General features: G+C 72.7%; 15 protein-coding genes. 5 read left to right on the forward strand and 10 right to left on the reverse strand.

Annotated features, from left to right (window positions below; all coding sequences use genetic code 11):
- Window positions 1–154: 154 nt before the first annotated feature.
- A complete protein-coding gene (locus tag ACZ4VW_RS30510; protein WP_467968013.1) occupies window positions 155–1,258 on the forward strand; it encodes a PAC2 family protein in 1,104 nt (367 codons plus the stop codon).
- 56 nt (window positions 1,259–1,314) lie between these two features.
- Here ACZ4VW_RS30510 and ACZ4VW_RS30515 read toward each other — a convergent pair whose 3' ends face one another.
- The 6 genes from ACZ4VW_RS30515 to ACZ4VW_RS30540 all read right to left on the reverse strand — a co-directional run bounded on the left by ACZ4VW_RS30515 (window position 1,315) and on the right by ACZ4VW_RS30540 (window position 9,155).
- Complete coding sequence (locus ACZ4VW_RS30515) at window positions 1,315–2,280, reverse strand: SMP-30/gluconolactonase/LRE family protein (protein WP_467968015.1); 966 nt, start codon at window positions 2,278–2,280, stop codon at window positions 1,315–1,317.
- 107 nt (window positions 2,281–2,387) lie between these two features.
- The gene (locus ACZ4VW_RS30520; RefSeq protein ID WP_467968017.1) at window positions 2,388–5,426 is read right to left on the reverse strand and encodes an NPCBM/NEW2 domain-containing protein; all 3,039 of its coding nucleotides are present in this window, start codon (window positions 5,424–5,426) and stop codon (window positions 2,388–2,390) included.
- 130 nt (window positions 5,427–5,556) lie between these two features.
- Window positions 5,557–6,786 carry a cysteine--1-D-myo-inosityl 2-amino-2-deoxy-alpha-D-glucopyranoside ligase gene (gene mshC / locus ACZ4VW_RS30525; RefSeq protein ID WP_467968019.1) on the reverse strand — a complete coding sequence of 410 codons (1,230 nt, stop codon included), beginning with the start codon at window positions 6,784–6,786 and terminating at the stop codon, window positions 5,557–5,559.
- Between the two features lie 211 nt (window positions 6,787–6,997).
- Entirely contained in the window at window positions 6,998–7,834 is an 837-nt protein-coding gene (locus ACZ4VW_RS30530) for an SCO1664 family protein (RefSeq protein WP_467968021.1), read from the reverse strand.
- Complete coding sequence (locus ACZ4VW_RS30535) at window positions 7,798–8,388, reverse strand: DUF3090 domain-containing protein (protein WP_467968023.1); 591 nt, start codon at window positions 8,386–8,388, stop codon at window positions 7,798–7,800. Before ACZ4VW_RS30535 ends, ACZ4VW_RS30530 begins: the two co-directional genes overlap by 37 nt.
- A gap of 77 nt (window positions 8,389–8,465) precedes the next feature.
- On the reverse strand, window positions 8,466–9,155 hold the full coding sequence (locus ACZ4VW_RS30540) for a histidine phosphatase family protein (protein ID WP_467968025.1): 690 nt from the start codon (window positions 9,153–9,155) through the stop codon (window positions 8,466–8,468).
- A gap of 132 nt (window positions 9,156–9,287) precedes the next feature.
- Here ACZ4VW_RS30540 and corA point away from each other — a divergent pair, with 132 nt between their 5' ends.
- Window positions 9,288–10,280, forward strand: a complete 993-nt coding sequence (gene corA, locus ACZ4VW_RS30545; protein WP_467968081.1) for a magnesium/cobalt transporter CorA — start codon at window positions 9,288–9,290, stop codon at window positions 10,278–10,280.
- Window positions 10,281–10,306: 26 nt separating this feature from the next.
- On the opposite strand, the gene ACZ4VW_RS30550 is transcribed toward corA, so the two are convergent.
- Both ACZ4VW_RS30550 and ACZ4VW_RS30555 read right to left on the reverse strand, forming a co-directional pair.
- Window positions 10,307–11,092: a ferritin-like domain-containing protein gene (locus ACZ4VW_RS30550; protein WP_467968082.1), complete on the reverse strand. Its 786-nt coding sequence runs from the start codon at window positions 11,090–11,092 to the stop codon at window positions 10,307–10,309.
- 235 nt (window positions 11,093–11,327) lie between these two features.
- A complete protein-coding gene (locus tag ACZ4VW_RS30555) occupies window positions 11,328–12,377 on the reverse strand; it encodes an LLM class F420-dependent oxidoreductase (protein WP_467968027.1) in 1,050 nt (349 codons plus the stop codon).
- 129 nt (window positions 12,378–12,506) lie between these two features.
- Here ACZ4VW_RS30555 and ACZ4VW_RS30560 point away from each other — a divergent pair, with 129 nt between their 5' ends.
- Both ACZ4VW_RS30560 and ACZ4VW_RS30565 read left to right on the forward strand, forming a co-directional pair.
- The gene (locus ACZ4VW_RS30560) at window positions 12,507–13,493 is read left to right on the forward strand and encodes an aldo/keto reductase (protein WP_467968029.1); all 987 of its coding nucleotides are present in this window, start codon (window positions 12,507–12,509) and stop codon (window positions 13,491–13,493) included.
- Window positions 13,490–15,928, forward strand: a complete 2,439-nt coding sequence (locus ACZ4VW_RS30565) for a helix-hairpin-helix domain-containing protein (RefSeq protein WP_467968031.1) — start codon at window positions 13,490–13,492, stop codon at window positions 15,926–15,928. The genes ACZ4VW_RS30560 and ACZ4VW_RS30565 overlap by 4 nt, the downstream gene beginning before the upstream one ends.
- Before the next feature lie 67 nt (window positions 15,929–15,995).
- Here ACZ4VW_RS30565 and ACZ4VW_RS30570 read toward each other — a convergent pair whose 3' ends face one another.
- Entirely contained in the window at window positions 15,996–16,643 is a 648-nt protein-coding gene (locus tag ACZ4VW_RS30570) for a hypothetical protein (RefSeq protein WP_467968033.1), read from the reverse strand.
- Window positions 16,644–16,690: 47 nt separating this feature from the next.
- Here ACZ4VW_RS30570 and ACZ4VW_RS30575 point away from each other — a divergent pair, with 47 nt between their 5' ends.
- Window positions 16,691–16,879 carry a DUF5703 family protein gene (locus tag ACZ4VW_RS30575; protein WP_005319466.1) on the forward strand — a complete coding sequence of 63 codons (189 nt, stop codon included), beginning with the start codon at window positions 16,691–16,693 and terminating at the stop codon, window positions 16,877–16,879.
- A 51-nt stretch (window positions 16,880–16,930) separates the two neighbouring features.
- Here the strand turns inward: ACZ4VW_RS30575 and ACZ4VW_RS30580 are convergent, their stop codons facing one another.
- Window positions 16,931–17,689, reverse strand: coding sequence for a chaplin (locus ACZ4VW_RS30580; protein ID WP_467968035.1), 759 nt, complete (start codon window positions 17,687–17,689; stop codon window positions 16,931–16,933).
- Window positions 17,690–17,704: the final 15 nt, after the last annotated feature.

The following is a 17,704-nucleotide window of genomic DNA, read 5'->3' on the forward strand; positions in this document are numbered from 1 at the left end:
GACCGCCCCCTCACTCGCGGGATGCCGAGGGGAGTTCCTGGGTAGTCGATCAAGGCCGAGAACGGTTTCCGGCGGGTCCGAGGGCTGCGGACGGGCCGTCGGGAAGCCGTAAGGTTGGTCCGTACGACAGGAACTTCGAAAAAGGAGGCACTGGGTGATCGAGCTCGAGGGGGTTCCCGAGCTGATCGACCCGGTCATGGTGGCCGCGTTCGAGGGCTGGAACGACGCCGGCGACGCCGCCTCCACCGCGGTCGCCCATCTGGACCGGGAATGGAAGGGCGAGGTGTTCGCGGCGCTCGACGCCGAGGACTACTACGACTTCCAGGTCAACCGGCCCACCGTGTGGCTGGACAACGGTGTCCGGAAGATCACCTGGCCGACGACCCGGCTCTCCGTGGTCCGGGTCGGCGGCGACAAGCCGCGCGACCTGGTGCTGGTGCGCGGGATCGAGCCGTCGATGCGCTGGCGCTCGTTCTGCAACGAGATCCTGGGCTTCGCCCATGAGCTGGGCGTGGAGATGGTGGTGATCCTGGGCGCGCTGCTCGGCGACACCCCGCACACGCGGCCCGTGCCGGTCAGCGGGGTCACGTCCGACCCGGACCTGGCGCGGACGATGGATCTGGAGGAGACGCGCTACGAAGGCCCCACGGGCATCGTCGGCATCCTCCAGGAGGCCTGCACGCACGCGGGCGTGCCCGCGGTGAGCCTGTGGGCGGCGGTGCCGCACTATGTGTCGCAGCCGCCCAACCCCAAGGCGACGCTGGCGCTGCTGAACCGCCTGGAGGACCTGATCGGCCTGCGGATCCCGCTGGGCGAGCTTCCCGAGGACGCGCGGGCCTGGCAGCTGGGCGTGGACCAACTGGCCTCCGAGGACAGCGAAGTGGCGGAGTACGTCCAGACGCTGGAGGAGGCGCGGGACACCGCCGAGCTGCCGGAGGCTTCGGGCGAGGCCATCGCCCGGGAGTTCGAGCGGTATCTGCGTCGGCGTGACGGCGGGCCGGGTCCCGGCCAGGGCCCCGGTCTCGCGACGGAGGGCGGTGACACCTCGTATCTCCGGGAGACCGGCAGCGGGCGGACCCGGCCGCCGAAGCCGGATCAGCCGGGGCCGGAAGCCGCGCCGGAGAGCTCCGAGCCGGCCACACCGACGACACCGGAAGCCTCGGACACGCCCGGAGCGCCCGAAGCACCGGGAACACCGGAGGCAGCGGACGGGCCGGAAGAGAGCGACGCGGGCGAGGGCAAGGGCGACCGCGAGTAGAGCGTACGGAAGAGGGGGCCGCGCCGGGACCGGCGCGGCCCCCCTCTTCCGCGTTCTCACACCCGCGGGACCGACACCACGTCGTACGCGGTGTCCGGCGCCGGCTCCACGTCGAACCGGGCGTTGGGCAGATAGATCCGGTCGCCCCAGGCGGCCGCGGTGGTCGGGATGCGGAACGCGTCGTCCGTGATCCGGGCGACGGGGGTGCCCCGGGTGCCCGCGTCGTTCAGCCGGACCACGTCGATCCGGTTGAGCGCCTGCTGGACGACGTACAGCGTGCGGCCGAGAAGCAGCAGGCCGTCGCCGCGGGGGATCTTCAGGCCGCCGAGATCGACGGTGCGGGCGACCCCGGTGTCCGGGTCGATCCGCATCAGGGCGCCGCCGTCGAGGAAGGTGTTCACCACGAGCAGCGCGCGGCCGTCGGGGGTGCGCTCGATTCCGTTGGCGGTGAAGTCGGGGCCCTGGGCCCAGTCGCCGCCCAGCGGCACGGTGACCGGAACGCCGGCCGGGGCGCCGGAGCGTTCCAGGGCGAGCCGGTAGAGCTGGGGCTGGTACGAGTCCGTGAACCAGGCGGCCGCCGGGGTCAGGACCACGTCGTTGACCATCGAGTTCTCGGCGCCGAGTCCGGTGAAGTTCTTCCGGAGCGCGCCCGAGCGGGCGTCGACGACGCGGATGGCCCGGCCCCAGCCGCCGGCGAGGAAGAGGTGCCGCTCGGCGCGGTCGATCTTCAGGCCGACCGTGGGGCTGTCGGTGCCCGGTCCCGCCGAGATGATCCGGCCCTGCCCGGTGGCCAGACTCGCCCTGTACACATCGCCGTTGGCGAGCGAGCCGAAATAGGCGTAGGGGCTGTGGCCGATGGTGATGCCCTCCGGCCGGAAGCCGGCGGGCAGGGGGAAGCGGGTGGGCCACCGTCCCCCGGGGGCGGCCGCGTGTGCCGCCCCGCCGAGCGGGGCGAGGAGAGCCGCCGCGCCGGCTGCCGCGGCGGCTCCCAGGAGACTTCTGCGTGCGAAGGAACGGTGCAACTGAGCGTCCTTTCGTACAGCTGGTCGACAAGACCCTCACACCTCATCACAACGCACGCCGGTGACCCGGTGATTGGCCGGATCACGTCCCCGCTTCGACGTGACGGTCAGGCACAGGCGAAGCGGGCCGCCGCCCAGTCGCCGTGGTCGCCGCTCTTGGAGCCGTTGGTGTCGGTGATCCGCAGGCGGAGGTGGCGGGCGCCCGTGACATCGACGTCGACGGGTACGGTCGCCGAGGCGCCGGTCACCTTCGGCGAGGTCCACAGCACCTTGCCGTCGGCCTCGACCGAGAACGCGACCTCCCCGTAGCCGTTGATCTCGTCGTCGATGCCGACGTCCGCGGTGAAGCCGGTGCAGCGGCCCCCGAGGTGGACCTCGATGTCGGAATCGGCGTGGGCGCCGATGCCCTTCTCGTAGGTCTTTCCGGCCAGGGTGAGGGTGCGGCCGTCGCTCGCGCCCGACTCGCCGTTGGAGCGGTCGCGTTCGGGCGGGCCCCAGCCGTTGGTGGCCTTCAGCCAGACCAGGTCACTGGCCCACGCGTCGGTGGTCGGCGGCTCGGGCATCACTCCCACGGCGAAGCGCTGGACGGCGGTGCGGTCCTGGCCCGCGGAGCGGTGCCGGGCGGTCGCGGTGAGCGTGACCTCCCCGGGTTTCGCGTCCTCGGCCGGGGTGACGGAGACGTCGACCCGCTTCGTGGTGCCCGCCGGGATGCGCGCGACCGGCGCGGCCGGGGTGACCTGCCAGCCGGCGGGCGTCGTCAGCGAGACCTGGACGCCGGTGGCGTCCTTCGTACCCGCCGTGACGTCGACGGCCACGGTGCCGGGAACGCCGGCGCCCAGCTCCTGTCCGGCCGGGACGGCGAGGGTGGCGGCGGCGCCCGGGACGGCTCCGCCGACCGCGCTGGTGTCGGCCAGTGCGAGGGTGAAGGCCCGGTCGGTGCGCTGGGCGGCCGTCTTGACCTTCACCACTCCCCCGCGGTCGTCGCGGTCGTACCACCAGCCCTGGCCCGCCGCCTCGTAGGCGGCGCGGGAGGTGAGGCGGGGCAGCGCGCGGTCGCCGAGCGTGACCCCGCTCGGCGCGTCGCCGGTGTGGACCGTGAACTGGTACGGCCGGGCGGCCGACTTGCCCGCGAAGGAGCCCTTGCTCGCCCCGATCCGTACCGTCACGTCCCCCGCCCCGCGCTGCGGTGCGCGGACCTCGGCGGTCTGGGTGGCGTACTGGCCGGCCCGGTGGGCGCGGGTGACGCCGTCGTCCTCGTACAGCTCGAAGGACGAGGCGCCCTGCGGGTAGATGTCCCAGGCCAGCGGGGAGTCCGGGGTGCGGTCTGCGTACGAGCGGATGCCGCCGGGCCACATCGGGACGGTGGCCCCGGCCCGTACGAACAGGGGCAGGGTGTCGAGGGGCGCGCTGTAGTCGTCGACGGTCACGGGCCCCTGGTGGGTGCGTCCGCTCCAGTAGTCGATCCAGGTGCCCTCGGGGAGGTAGATGCCGTCACGCTCGACGGCGTCCTGGTGGACCGGGGCGACGAGGAAGTCCTCGCCGCTGAGGAACTCGTACTTCGCCGCGTCGCTCGCGGCCTTGGGGTCGTCCGGGTACTCCAGGACCAGCGGACGGGCGAGACCCACGCCGGTGGTGGTGGCGCGGTGGGCGTGCGAGTAGATGTAGGGCAGCAGCGCCTCGTGGAGCTTCAGGTAGTCGCGGTTGATCGAGGTGTACGGCTCGCCGTAGCGGAAGGGCTGCTTGTCGTCGGCGGCCCAGCCGTCCATGGTCATGGTGACCGGGAGGAACATCTTCCACTGGAGGTCGCGGGTGTACGTCTTGGCGCTGCCGCCGAAGATGCCGTCGACGTCACCGGTGGTGTAGGCGAGACCGGACATGGAGGCGCCGGCGTAGGTGGGGATCTGCCAGCGGATGTACTCCCAGGTGCCGGACTGGTCGCCGGACCACTGCACACCGCAGCGCTGGGCCCCGGACCAGCTCTCGGGGGCCCAGGTGAAGCCGCGGGCGTCGCTGTTGGCCTCGATGCCGGCGTGGGCGTCCTTGCAGCCGTCGAGGGCGAACTTGTAGCCCGCGCCGACCCACGCGACGTCGAGCTTGGCGACCCGCTGGCCGGCCTTGACCTGGGCGGCGAGTGTGTCGAGGCCGTCCTCGGTCCACAGCCCGAGCTGCATCTTGCGCTGCTGCAGGCCGGTCGCGGTCTCGGCCAGGTTCTCGTAGCCGCAGCCGTAGCCGTCGTTGACGAGCATCCAGCCGTTGGGCATGTCGTTCTGGACGTATCCGTCGGCGACCTTCAGGGCGTCGAGCGTGTGGCGCTCGCCGCGGTTGGCGTTGTGGAGGTAGCAGTCGGCATCGCCGATCTCCAGGCCGTAGACGGGCGGCAGGAACGGTTTTCCGGTGAGGCTCGTGTACTGGCCGATGACGTCCTTGACGGCGTCGGAGCCCTCACCCGCGAAGTAGTAGGCGTCGAAGCGCTGTTCGCGGGCGGTGGTGGTGACGGGCTCGCCGAAGACGTAGGTGTTGGGGGCGTAGGTGTTGCGGTAGACGCCGTAGCCCGCCGAGGAGAGGTAGAACGGGACGGAGTTGGGGTGCCCGCCGTCGTTCCAGTTGTAGTCGACGCCGACCTCGACGGTCTTGCCGCGGTGCGAGGTGTTGCCGCGGCCGTTCTGCATCCCGGCGCCGTAGAACTGCTCGTCGGCGCCGCGGGCCAGGGACTGGGTGGTGCGGTCCTGGTTCCAGGTCAGGCCCCTGGTCTCGGACCACAGGGGGGTGCCGTCGGCGCGGAAGGCCGCGAAGCGGAGCGGGGCCTTGTAGGCCCGCAGGGTCACCTTCGCGGAGGTGAGCTCGTAGTGGTCGCCGCGGTCGTACCAGCGGGTGGCGGGCGGCGGGCCCTGGGGCAGGACGATGTCCTGCCCGGTGGGGTCGGTGAACCGTCCGTCGGGCGCGAGTTCGATGCGGAAGGTCTCGTCGGTGACGAAGGTGACGCGGGCCTCGGCCTGACCGGCGGTCAGACGGTGGACGGCGCCGTCGGCGGCGAAGCCGGTGACGTCCCCGACGGTGGTGGGCGGCGGCTCGGCGGACTGGGCACTGCCCGGTCCCGCGAGCACGGCGAGAAGCCCGAGCACGGCGCCGGAGAGTGCAGCTTTCATGCGCACTATTGATTGCATGGAGCGTATTTAGCGCAGAAACGAGCAGAGAGCCAGGACAAAAGGAACCGCCCCCGGACTTCGCGGAGAAGTCCGGGGGCGGTTGTCCGAAAGGGAATCGGTGGAGCGCCGGCTACAGAGCCACCCCGAGCAGGGCGTCGACGGCGCGCGAGACGAGACCGGGCGCGGACTCGTCCGTACCGCCCTCGGCACTCTGGTGCGCGGCCCAGCGGTCGACCGCGGCGAGCGCGGCCGGCGCGTCGAGGTCGTCGGCCAGCGCCTCGCGGATCTGCTCGACGAGCGCGTCGGCGGACGGGCCGTCGGGGCGGGAGACGGCGGCGCGCCAGCGGTCGAGGCGCTCCACCGCGTCCTGGAGGACCTGATCGGTCCACTCCCAGTCGGCGCGGTAGTGGTGCGAGAGGAGGGCCAGGCGGATGGCCGCCGGGTCGACGCCCGCGCGACGGAGCGCGGAGACGAAGACGAGGTTCCCCTTGGACTTGGACATCTTCTCGCCGTGCAGGGCGACCATGCCGGCGTGGACGTACGCCTTGGCCATGGGGAACTCGCCGGTCAGCGCCTGGGCGTGGGAGGCGCCCATCTCGTGGTGCGGGAAGATCAGGTCGGAGCCGCCGCCCTGCACGTCGAAGCCCATTCCCAGGTGGTCGAGGGCGATGGCGACGCACTCGATGTGCCAGCCGGGGCGGCCGGGGCCGAGGGTGCCGCCGTCCCAGCTGGGCTCGCCCTCACGGGCGGCCATCCACAGCATCGGGTCGAGCGGGTTCTTCTTGCCCGGGCGGTCCGGGTCGCCGCCGCGCTCGGCGGAGAGGTGCCGCATCAGCTCGGTGTCGTAGCGCGACACCTGACCGAAGTGCGGGTCGGCCTCCACGGAGAAGTAGATGTCGCCCTCGAGCTCGTACGCGGCGCCGGAGTCCCGCAGCCGCTCGACGAGCGGCACGATGCCCGGTATGGCCTCGACCGCGCCGATGTAGTGCCGCGGCGGCAGCATCCGCAGAGCGGTCATGTCCTCACGGAAGAGGGCCGTCTCGCGCTCGGCCAGGCCGACCCAGTCGATGCCGTCGCGGATCGCCCGTTCGAGGAGGGGATCGTCGACGTCGGTCACGTTCTGGACGTAGTGGACCTGCCGCTTGGTGTCGAGCCACACGCGCTGAACGAGGTCGAACGCGTTGTAGGTCGCCGCGTGACCCAGATGGGTCGCGTCGTACGGCGTGATGCCGCAGACGTAGATACGGGCGACGGGACCGGGGGCGAGGGTCACTCGCCCGCCGGTCGCGGTGTCGTGGATCCGGAGGTCGCGGCCCTTGCCGGGCAGGGCGGGGACCTCAGAAGCGGGCCAGGCATGCATGTCCTGAGCGTAACCGGACAGGTGTTCCGGATACGAACCGGATCGGGGATCTTGACCGATCAGGCGCTCTTGCAGCTCGCGCCCGTTCGTGCATACCCCTGGGGGGTGCGGCTCCACGAAACGACACCTGGCCGGATCGGATCGGTCGGAGCGGGGCCGTCCGTGAGGGGCGGACCGGGGCCGGTCCGCCCGGGCCGACGCTGTCGAGCGGTCAGACGGGTGGCCAGGGGATCGCCGGCCACTGGCCGGAGGGCTCCGGGTGCCGGCCGGCCGTGCGCAGCGCCTTCACCCGGCGGCGCAGGGCGTCCACCTCGGCCGCGGTGAGCAACTCCGCCAGCCGGGTGGCGAGCGGCGTGCCGGGGGCGAGATCGCCGTCGAGCCGGTCGAGCACCTCCACGGCCTCGGGCGGCAGCTCCTCGCCCGCCCAGCCCCACAGCAGGGTGCGCAGCTTGTCGTCCACGTTGAAGGTCACCCCGTGGTCGATGGCGTACAGACACCCGTCCGGGGCCGGCAGCAGGTGGCCGCCCTTGCGGTCGCCGTTGTTGATGACGGCGTCCAGGACGGCGAGCCGGCGCAGGTCCGGGCTGTCGGCGTGGACGAGCAGCACGGTGCGGTCCTCGCCCACCTGGGCGGGTCCGACGGCCTTCCAGCCTTCTCCCGCCTCCTCGTCCTCGGTGAGGGCGAGCAGACGCGCCCCGGGGTCGGCCTCGATCCACAGCTGGACCATGCCCTCGCCGTACGGACCCTCGCGCAGCACGGTCGGCGGTACGTAACCCCAGCCGGTGGCCTCGGAGAGCTCGTAGGCGGCGACCTCCCGCTGGGCCAGGGTGCCGTCGGGGAAGTCCCACAGCGGCCGCTCGCCCGCGACGGGCTTGTAGACGCAGGCGACCTCCTCGCCCGCGTGGGCGACGGAGCAGAAGAGCACCGCGTTGGAGGCCTCACGGACCTGGCCGCGGACGGTCAGCTCCCCCTCGGTGAGAAGGTCGAGGACCGCCCGGCTGTCGGGACGGCTCATGCTCCGCGCCGGTATCCGTTCTGGCGCGGGCACACATGGCCCTCGGGGTCGAGCGGCAGGCTGCACAGGGGGCACGGCGGCCGGCCGGCGTTGACGACGTCGAGGGCGCGCTTGGCGAAGGCCCTGGCCTGGGCGCCGGTGAGCCGGACCCGCAGCATCGGCGGACCGTTCTCCTCGTCCTGGAGCATCCGCTCCTCCGCCTCGGCGAGGTCCTCGTCGGTCTCGGCGTCCAGCTCGACGAGCGCCTGGGCCTCGACGATCATGCGCTGTTCCTCGCCGTCCCAGGCCAGCGCCATCGTGCCGACCCGGAACTCCTCCTCGACCGGGACGTCGAGGGGGGCGGTGTCCGAGATCTCCGTCGGGGCCACGGCCGGGACCGGGGCGTTGCCACCGGTGCGGCGGACGACCTCGTCGAGGAGTTCGTCGATGCGTTCGGCGAGCGCGGCGACCTGGGTCTTCTCCAGGGCCACGCTGGTGACCCGGCCTCCCGCGGACGCCTGCAGGAAGAACGTACGGCGGCCAGGCAGCCCGACCGTGCCGGCCACGAAACGCTCCGGTGGGTCGTAGAGGAACACCTGACGGGACACGTCCCTGACTCCCTTGAGTCTCGACAGCGGTGAAGGCCCGCGCTACAGCGGCCCGTCCACCCTACTGCGCGGATGGATCACGGTGCGCCCGCACCGCCCCCGACCTCCGCGGCCCCGCCGCCGTCGCCGCTCTCGCGCGGGGTGAGCGCGGCGAAGTCGCCGGTGTCGCCGAGGCGTACGAGGAAGGGACGCAGCCGCGTGTAGCGGATGGCGGTGACGGAGCAGGGGTCGACGTGGATGCGCTGGAAGAGGTCGAGGTGCATCCCGAGGGCGTCGGCGACGATCGACTTGATGATGTCTCCGTGCGAGCACATCGCGTAGACGGCGTCCTCGCCGTGCTCGGCCTCGATCCGGGCGTTCCAGTCCCGTACGGCCTCGACGGCGCGCGCCTGCATGGCGCGCATCGACTCCCCGCCGGGGAAGGCCGCGGCGGAGGCGTGGGCCTGGACGATCTGCATCAGCGGCTCGTCGCCCAGCTCGGCGAGTTTGCGGCCGGACCAGTCCCCGTAGTCGCACTCGCTGATCCGCTCGTCGGTGTGGAAGGCCAGACCGGGCCGGGCGTCGAGGAGCGGCCGCAGGGTCTCGCGGCAGCGTTGCAGGGGGCTGGAGACGACCGCGGCGAGCGGCACCCCGCCCAGTCGCCCGGGCAGCGCGGCGGCCTGCGCGGCGCCCCGCTCGTCGAGGGCGACACCGGGCATGCGCCCGGCGAGGACGCCCGAGGTGTTGGCGGTGGAGCGTCCGTGGCGGACGAGGATCAGCGTGGCCATGGCGGCAAGCGTAAGTGGCCGCACGCGCGCGTGGGGCGGAGAGCGGGGGAAGGGACGCCGGGGGGCGAGGAGAGGGGCCCGAGGTGAGAAAGGGGCGGACGCATGCGCGTGGGGTGGGGAAGGCGGGGAACAATACGCCGCGTGATCGTGGATTCCGCCATCTACCGGGACGGGCGCCGTACGGACGGCCCCGCCGACCTGTCCGATGCCCTGGAGCAGGCCAGAGCGGCCGGTGACGCGTTCCTGTGGGTCGGCCTGCACGAGCCGACGGAGCAGGAGTTCGACCATGTCTCGGCCGAGTTCGCCCTGCATCCGCTGGCCGTGGAGGACGCGCTGAAGGCCCATCAGCGGCCCAAGCTGGAGGTGTACGACGACTCGCTCTTCGTGGTCCTCAAGCCGGTCGTGTACGAGCCGAAGAGCGACCGGGTCTCGTCGGGCGAGGTGATGGTCTTCATGGGCGACTCGTTCGTCGTGACCGTGCGCCACGGGGAGGGCGCTCCGCTGGCCGCCGTACGGCACCGGCTGGAGGCGGATCCCGAGCTGCTGCGGCACGGTCCGACGGCCGTGCTGTACGCGATCAGCGACGAGGTCGTGGACCACTACATAGAGGTGGCCGGGGAACTCCAGGTCGACCTGGAGGAGCTGGAGGCCGATGTGTTCGCCCCGGCCGGCGTGACCCCCGGGAGCACGGCGGAGCGGATCTACACCGCCAAGCGCCAGGTGCTGGAGTTCCGCCGGGCGAGCAACCCGCTGGTGACGCCCATGGAGCGGCTCGCGGCCGGCACGGTGCCGTTCGTGCGGGAGGAGGCGAAACCGTTCTTCCGGGATGTGAGCGACCATCTGACCCGGGCGACCGAGCAGGTCGAGGGCCTGGACCGGCTGCTGTCGGACGTGCTGTCGGCGCATCTGGCGCAGATGGGTGTCCGGCAGAACGACGACATGCGGAAGATCTCGGCGTGGGCGGCCATGGCCGCGGTCCCCACGATGGTGGCGGGGATCTACGGCATGAACTTCGACCACATGCCCGAGCTGCGGTGGGGCTGGTCGTACCCGGTGGTGATCCTGCTGATGGCGGGCGCGGTCGTCGGCCTCTACCGGCTGTTCAAACGCCGGGGCTGGATGTAGCGCCCGCCCGGGTGTCGCGGACCGGTTCAGAAGGCGGGCGCCGGGGTGGCCGGGCCGCCGAGGGCGTTGCGCCGCTCGGGCATCTCGAGATCGACCATCTTGTGCCAGCCGCCCACGCGTTCCCACGCGTACATGCCGTGGATCCCGGCGACGAGGGCGGCTGACTTGGCCTTGGGCCAGCGCAGGATGCGGCCCATGTGGCTCATCACGGCGAGGCTCACGTCCCGGTACACCCGGATCTCGGCGAGCGCGGACGTCCGCAGGGTGCGGTGGATGAGCCGGCCGTGTCCGGCGTACGCGAGGCGCAGCAGCTCCTCGTGGCAATAGGCCAGGTGGTTCGTCTCGTCCTGGTCGATCATGTGGATCGCCTTGCCGAGCTCGGGGTGGTCCCCGAAGTACGTGACCAGCATGTCCATCTGGTCCGCGGCCCGCTGCTCGGTGACCCGGCTGTGCGCGAGGTAGACGATGATGTCCTCCTCGCTCAGCGGCTCGTCGCGGCGGAGCTTGTCGTGGGCGAGGCCGATGCCACGCTGTTCGAGGAGCATCGTGTAGTCGGTGTCCGGCGGCACCGGGACGGGCTCGAGGCCGCGTTTCTTCAGCAACGCGTTGAAGATCCGGCCGTGCTTGTCCTCGTCGGACCCGTGCCGGGTGATCTTGGGGGCCATGTCCCGCATCCCCGGCGGGACGAGGGCCGCGATCCGGGCGTTCTCCCAGCCGCCCTGGGCCTCGCCGCTGGCGGCGATGGAGCAGAAGAGCTGGAAGGACTCGTCGTCGTCGATGATTTCCTGGAACAGGCTCTTGGCCGTGAGCATTGCTGCCACCTCCATGCGGGCGTCCGCACGCCGCACGTCCGCAGAGAACGAGTCAAATGCGGTACCGGCGAGTGGGCAACAGGAGCGGTGGGCGACTCGGCCGAAAGAAGTACCTCCGGCACTCGTAACCAGGAGGTCCGTGGAGCGTTGTTCTGCATGACGGCCGTGGCGGGGAAGACCCCCGAGCCCCCACCACGGCCGCAGACTTTCTCCGCCCGCTCCCTTCGACCCCCTGCTAGGCGAGGCCCGCGTGCTCCAGGGCCTCGGTGCCCGCCCGCAGCGCCGCGACCCGCTCGTCGAGGGTGAAGCCGGCCGGGTTGAGGCTCAGGGTGGTCACGCCGGCCTCCGCGTAGGCCTTCATCCGGTCGGCGATCCGCTCGATCGAGCCGAGCAGGGTGGTCTGGTCGATCAGCTGGCGCGGTACGGCGGCCGCGGCGCCCGCCTTGTCGCCCGCGAGGTACATCTCCTGGATCTCGGCGGCCTGCTTCTCGTAGCCCATGCGCCGGGCGAGCTGGTTGTAGAAGTTCTGCTTCGGGCTGCCCATACCGCCGACGTACAGGGCGGTGTACGGACGGAAGATGTCGGCGAGGGCGTCGATGTCGTCGCCGAGGGCGATCGGCAGCGTGGGGTGGACGTCGAAGCCGTCCATGGTCAGTCCGGCCTTCTCGCGGCCCGCGCGGAGCGGGCGCAGCGCCGTCTCCTCCAGGTGCTCGGCCGAGGGGAAGATCAGCAGCGCGCCGTCGGCGATCTCGCCGGTCTGCTCCAGGTTCTTCGGGCCGATCGCGGCGATGTAGAGCGGGATGTGCTCGCGCTGCGGGTGGACGGTGAGCTTGATGGGCTTGCCCGGGCCGTCCGGCAGCGGAAGCGTCCAGTGCTCGCCCTCGTACGTGAGGCGCTCGCGCGTCATGGCCTTGCGGACGATCTCGACGTACTCGCGGGTGCGGGCCAGCGGCTTGTCGAACTTGACGCCGTACCAGCCCTCGGAGACCTGCGGTCCGGAGACGCCGAGGCCCAGCCGGAAGCGGCCGCCGGAGAGCGAGTCGAGGGTGGCGGCGGTCATCGCCGTCATGGCGGGCTGGCGCGCCGGGATCTGCATGATCGCGGAGCCGACGTCGATCCGCTCCGTCTTGGCGGCCACCCAGGAGAGGACGGTCGGGGCGTCGGAGCCGTACGCCTCGGCGGCCCAGCACACGTCGTAGCCGAGGCGGTCCGCCTCCTGCGCCACGGCGAGATTGTCGCCGTCCATACCGGCGCCCCAGTAGCCGAGATTGATGCCGAGCCGCATATCCGCACCCTCTTTACTGATCAGTAACGTCCCTTGTGGCGGACTCTAGCGCGCGGGTGCGCGATCCGTCAGGAGGAGGTTGTCCACAGGCTCTCTCCGCGTACGGTCCTGGCCAGTAATCTCGCGCCCATGGAGCAGAGGCATCTCGGACGTACCGGCCTGCGCGTGTCCCGGATCGGGCTCGGCACCCTCACATGGGGCCGGGACACCGACGAGCATGACGCCGCCGGTCAGTTGAAGGCGTTCTGGGACGCGGGCGGCACGCTGGTCGACACCGCGGACGTGTACGGCGGCGGCGAGGCGGAGTACGTGCTCGGGCAGCTCATGGAGCGGCTGGTGCCGCGGCGCGACCTCGTCATCTCCACGAAGGCGGGCAGCGTGCCCGACCCCGACCGCCGGACGGACGGCTCGCGCGGGCACCTGCTGGCGGCGCTCGACGCCTCCCTGGCCCGCCTCGGCACCGACCACGTGGATCTGTGGCAGCTCCACGCCTTCGATCCGCACACTCCGCTGGAGGAGTCCCTGCAGGCGCTGGACATCGCCGTGAGCAGCGGGCGGGCGCGGTACGTGGGGGTGTCGAACTTCTGCGGGTGGCAGCTGGCGAAGGCGGGGACCTGGCAGCTCGGCGCCTCCGGAGCGGCGCGGACCCGGCTGGCGGCGACGCAGATGGAGTACTCGCTGCTCCAGCGCGGCGTGGAGCGGGAGGTGCTGCCGGCCGCCCTGGATCTGGGGATAGGACTGCTGCCGTCGTCCCCGCTGGGCCGGGGGGTGCTGACGGGCAAGTACCGCAGCGGCACCCCGACGGACTCGCGCGGCGGTTCGGAGACCATGGCGCCCTTCGTGGAGCCCTATCTCGACGAGGCGGCGAGCCGGATCGTGGACGCCGTCACCACGGCCGCGGACGGTCTGTCCGCGACGCCGCTCCAGGTGTCGCTCGCGTGGGTGCGCGACCGGCCCGGGGTGACCGCCCCGATCGTCGGAGCGCGCAACGCGCGGCAGCTCGCGGCGGCGCTGTCAGTGGAGAGCCTTAGTCTTCCTGACGAGATCTGTCGGGCGCTCGACGATGTGTCCGCGCCCGTGCACCGTTATCCGGACCAGGACTGGAGCACCCTGTGACCGAGCCTTCCCGGGAGACCCCTCCCGAGGCAGCCGAGCCCACACCGGGCGAGGACGAGGCCGCGACGGACCGTCCCGCGGAGGGCGCCGACGGCACCGGAGACCGTGCGGTCTCCGGGGGCGCGCCGGCCCCGACCGACGGCGACGACGTTCGGTCGGCCACGGGCGAGCCGTCCGAGGAGGGCGGCCCGGCCGCCGACGGAGCCGGCGAGGAGAGCGCGCAGGGCGGCCCGGCCGACGGAGTCGCGGGGACGGACGGCAGGACCGACAGCGCCACCGACGCCGAGGCGGGCGCTGCGTCCACCGACGCCGGAGAGGCCACACCCGCCGACGGCGCGGAGGCCGGGGTCGGCGCTGCGTCCACCGACGCCGGAGAGGCCACACCCGCCGACGGCGCGGAGGCCGGGGCCGGGGCTGCGTCGCCCGACGCCGGAGAGCCCACACCCGCCGACGGCGCGGAGGCCGGGGCCGCCGCGCTCTCCGAGGCGCAGGCCGAGCTCGTGGCGCAGCGTGAGCTGCGGGCGCGGATCGAGCAGCGCAAGGCGGAGAAGGAGGGTCCCGTCGCCGCGGGCGCCAAGCTCAGCGGCAAGGCGGCCGACCTGCTCGCGGCGGTGCGGGCCGTCGAGAGCGGTACGACATCGGGCAGCGCGTTCCTGGAGGCCCCCGAGCCGGAGCCCCGGCGCCCCGCCCCGTCGGCGGCGCCGGCCGCGACGGTGCGCCCGTCCCCCGTGGAGAAGGCGGCGGCCTCCACCGAGACGCTGACGGCCGTACGGGAGGTCCTGGCACGCGGAGGCGCGCCGGAGTCGCTGACCGGGCAGGTCGCCGCGGTGCTCGGCGAGGGCGCCCCCGAGGCGCTGCGCGAGGACCCGTGGCGGCTGCTCACGGTGCCGGGGGTCCTGCCCGAACACGCGGACGCCTTCGCGCGGGCCCTGCTCGGCACGGAGTGCGGCCCCGGCGATGCGCGCCGGGCCGTCGCCCTGGTGGCCTGGTTGCTGGAGCGGGCCGCGCTGAAGGGGCACACCGCCCTGGAGGAGGCGGCCGTCCGCACCGGGCTGGCGTCGCTGTCCGTGCCGGACCCCGACGAGGCCGTCCAGCAGGCGATCTCCGAGGGCGCGGTGCTCGTGTTCCAGGAGGAGGACGCCCAGGCCGCCGAGGAGGACACGGACACCGAGGACGCGGAGGACGAGCGGGAAGCCGCGCCGGAGACCCCGGACGTCCCCGTCCTGCTCGGGCTCGACCGGTACGCCCTCGCCGAGGAGAGCCTGGCCGACGGCCTCGCCCGGTTGGCGAAGACGGTCACCGCCGAGACCTGGGACGGGCCGGAGCTCGCCCGTGCCGTCGGGGCGCACGGACTCGTCGCGCACACCGGCGGCGAGGCGGCCCGCGGCGAGCCGGTCGCACTCGCCGAGGCCGCACGGGCGCGGGGCCTGCGGGTCGCCGTGGCGGCGCACAGCGAGAACGGCGTCCGCCGCCTCGGGACGCAGGCGCTCACGGTCGCCGCCCTGCTGTCCGGGGCGGGACCCGGCCGGGACGACGAGGGCGCGCTCGCCCTGGACCTGCTCGTGGTGCTCGACGCGCCCCAGCTGGACGTCGAGACCGCTGCCGTGCTCGTGGAGTCGCTGCCCGACGGCTGCCGACTGGTGCTGAGCGGCGACCCCGGCGTCCTCGGCTCGGCGGGCGCCGGCCGGGTGTTCGGCGATGTGCTGGCCGCCCGGGTGTGCCCGCAGATCGCGTCCCGCGTCCCCGATCCCGGTCCGATCGGCGAGCTCGTCTCGGGCATCGGCATCGGTGAGCTGAACCAGGTGGACGCGCCCGGCAAGGAGGTCGTGATCGTCCCCGTACGGGACGCGGGCGAGGCCGTCCACCGCTCCGTCCAGCTGGTCGCCGACTCCGTGCCGCGGGCGATCGGTGTGCCGGCCGAGCAGACGCAGGTGATCACGGTCGGCCACGGCGGTTCGGCGGGCACCCGCGCGCTGAACGCCGCGCTGAAGCAGCGGCTCAACCCCGGCACGGGCCGCTTCGGCGGCTTCGACCCGGGCGACCGGGTGGCGTACGTCCCGGCCCCGGGCCGCACGGTGACCGGGACGGTCGTCTCGGCCGACGCCGAGGGCCTGTGGCTGGAGTGCGAGGGCGAGAAGCTCGTCGTACCGAAGGAACGGGTGGAATCGGCCCTGCGCCACGGCTGGGCGCTCACCGCGCACCAGGCGGCCGGGATGCGCTGGCCGGCGGCTGTGGTGGTGCTGCCGGGCGATGCGGCCCAGGGCCTGAGCCGGGCCTGGGTGTACACGGCCTTCGGCCGGGGCGAGCGCCATCTGTCGGTCGTCCACGGCGTGGACCAGGCGCTGCCGCGCGCGGTGGCCGAGGGGGTGGCCCAGGAGCGTACGACGCGACTGCGCCCGCTCCTGGAATCGCTCCTGGCCGTCGGGGAGGAATGACCCGGGCAGGCGGACGTACGGCGGAGGGCGGGACACCCACACGGTGTCCCGCCCTCCGCCGTACGCCTCAGGCTTCCTGCTGCTCCAGGCCGTCGTCCAGCTCGTCGTCGAAGACGGCGCTGACGTCGAAACGGCAGACGATCCGCTCGGGGTCGGCCTGCTCGAAGGGGGCGTTCAGCCACTCCCCCGGATCCGGCAGTTCCTCGGCGGCGGAGACCCAGAGGGTGGAGTCGCCCTCTTCCAGGCCGAACTCCTTGTGCCGTGAGGCGATTTCGTCCGGTTCGTACTCACCGAAGAGGACACCGAGCGCCGCGTGCGTACTCGCGCCGACGACGGGCACCGCCTCCGAGCTCTCCTCGTCGTTCTCCAGATCGGCGATGCGCTGGGCCTGGGCGAGCAGCCGCTGTGGCTCCACCACCGCGTAGTCGCGACGGATCAGCACGCTGAGGGCGTGCGGCTCCTCGGGACCGGCGTACGGCGGCAGCGAATCATCGGCTCCCGGGATCTCGAAGGGGGTGACCTCGTCGTACCGGTCGTAGAGCCGCTCGTCGTAGGCCTCGGCCGCCGCGGCGAGGGCGTTGAAGGCTTCGTAGACGGCCGGGTCGTCGTCCCCCGAGCGGCGTTCGACCGCCTCGAGGTGACGGTCCAGTGCGGCTTTGACCGCCTCGGCGGCGGCACGTACCTCGGCAGCGGTGGGCTGCGCAGCATCAGACATGGGACGCACGCTATCCGTACCGGGGCTGTGCCCGCACAATAGATGCGATGCCGGAATACGAATTTGTCGACGTGTACGTGCCGCGCGGCGTCTCCCGCAAGGAGGCGACGCGGCTTCTGACCGACCATGCCGAGTACGGGCACTGGGAGTTGGACCGACTGAGCCTGCACCGGGACGGCAGCCGCAGGGTGCGGCTGCGCCGGCGCATCATCCGTCAGGTCCGCGCCACCTGGTGACATGAGAAGGGGGCCCCGCACGGCGGGGCCCCTCCGCTGTGCGCGGCCGTCCTAGGCGGAGCGGCGGGCGCGGCGGTAGAGCACCGAGCCTGCGAGCAGCAGGCCGGCGCCGGCCGGGACGATCATCCCGAGCGGACCGGAGCCCGTCTCCGCGAGCTCCTCGCTCGCCTCGGGCTGGGTGATCGTGTGTGTACCCGGAGTGTTCGGTCCGATGGGCGCGCCCGGTTCTTCGGAGCCACCCGAGTCACCGGGGCCCGGGTTTCCGGGGTTACCCGGATTGCCGGGGTTCCCAGGGTTCCCAGGGTTTCCGGGGTTGCCCGGGTTCCCGGGGTTACCCGGGTTCCCGGGGTTGCCCGGCTCGCCGGGGTGGCCCGGGTGCGTCGGCTCGACGCCGTTGGCGCACTCGTTGCCGAACGCCGGGTTGATGGCACCGATGACCGAGATGCCGTTCCCACAGGCGTTCACCGGTACGTGCACCGGCGCCTGGACGTTGTTGCCGGAGCCGACACCGGGCGAATTGCTGGTGCCGCCCTCGGCCGAGGAGCCACCGCCCCGCCCCTTGGAGTCGGAGACGTTGGCGCACTTGTTGCCGAACGCCGGGTTGAGCAACCCGACGACGTTGACGGTGTTCCCACAGACGTTCACCGGAACATGGACCGGCGCCTGTACGGAATTACCGGACGCCACACCCGGGGAATTCGCGGCCGTGCCGTTCGCTCCCGAATCGGCGTTCGCATGACCACCACCGAGGGCGAGTACCCCGCCCGCGGCCGCAATGGTGATCAGGCCCTTGCGCGTGACCTGTCGCATAGTCGTTCCCTGCCT

Source organism: Streptomyces sp. NPDC029139 (assembly GCF_055564335.1).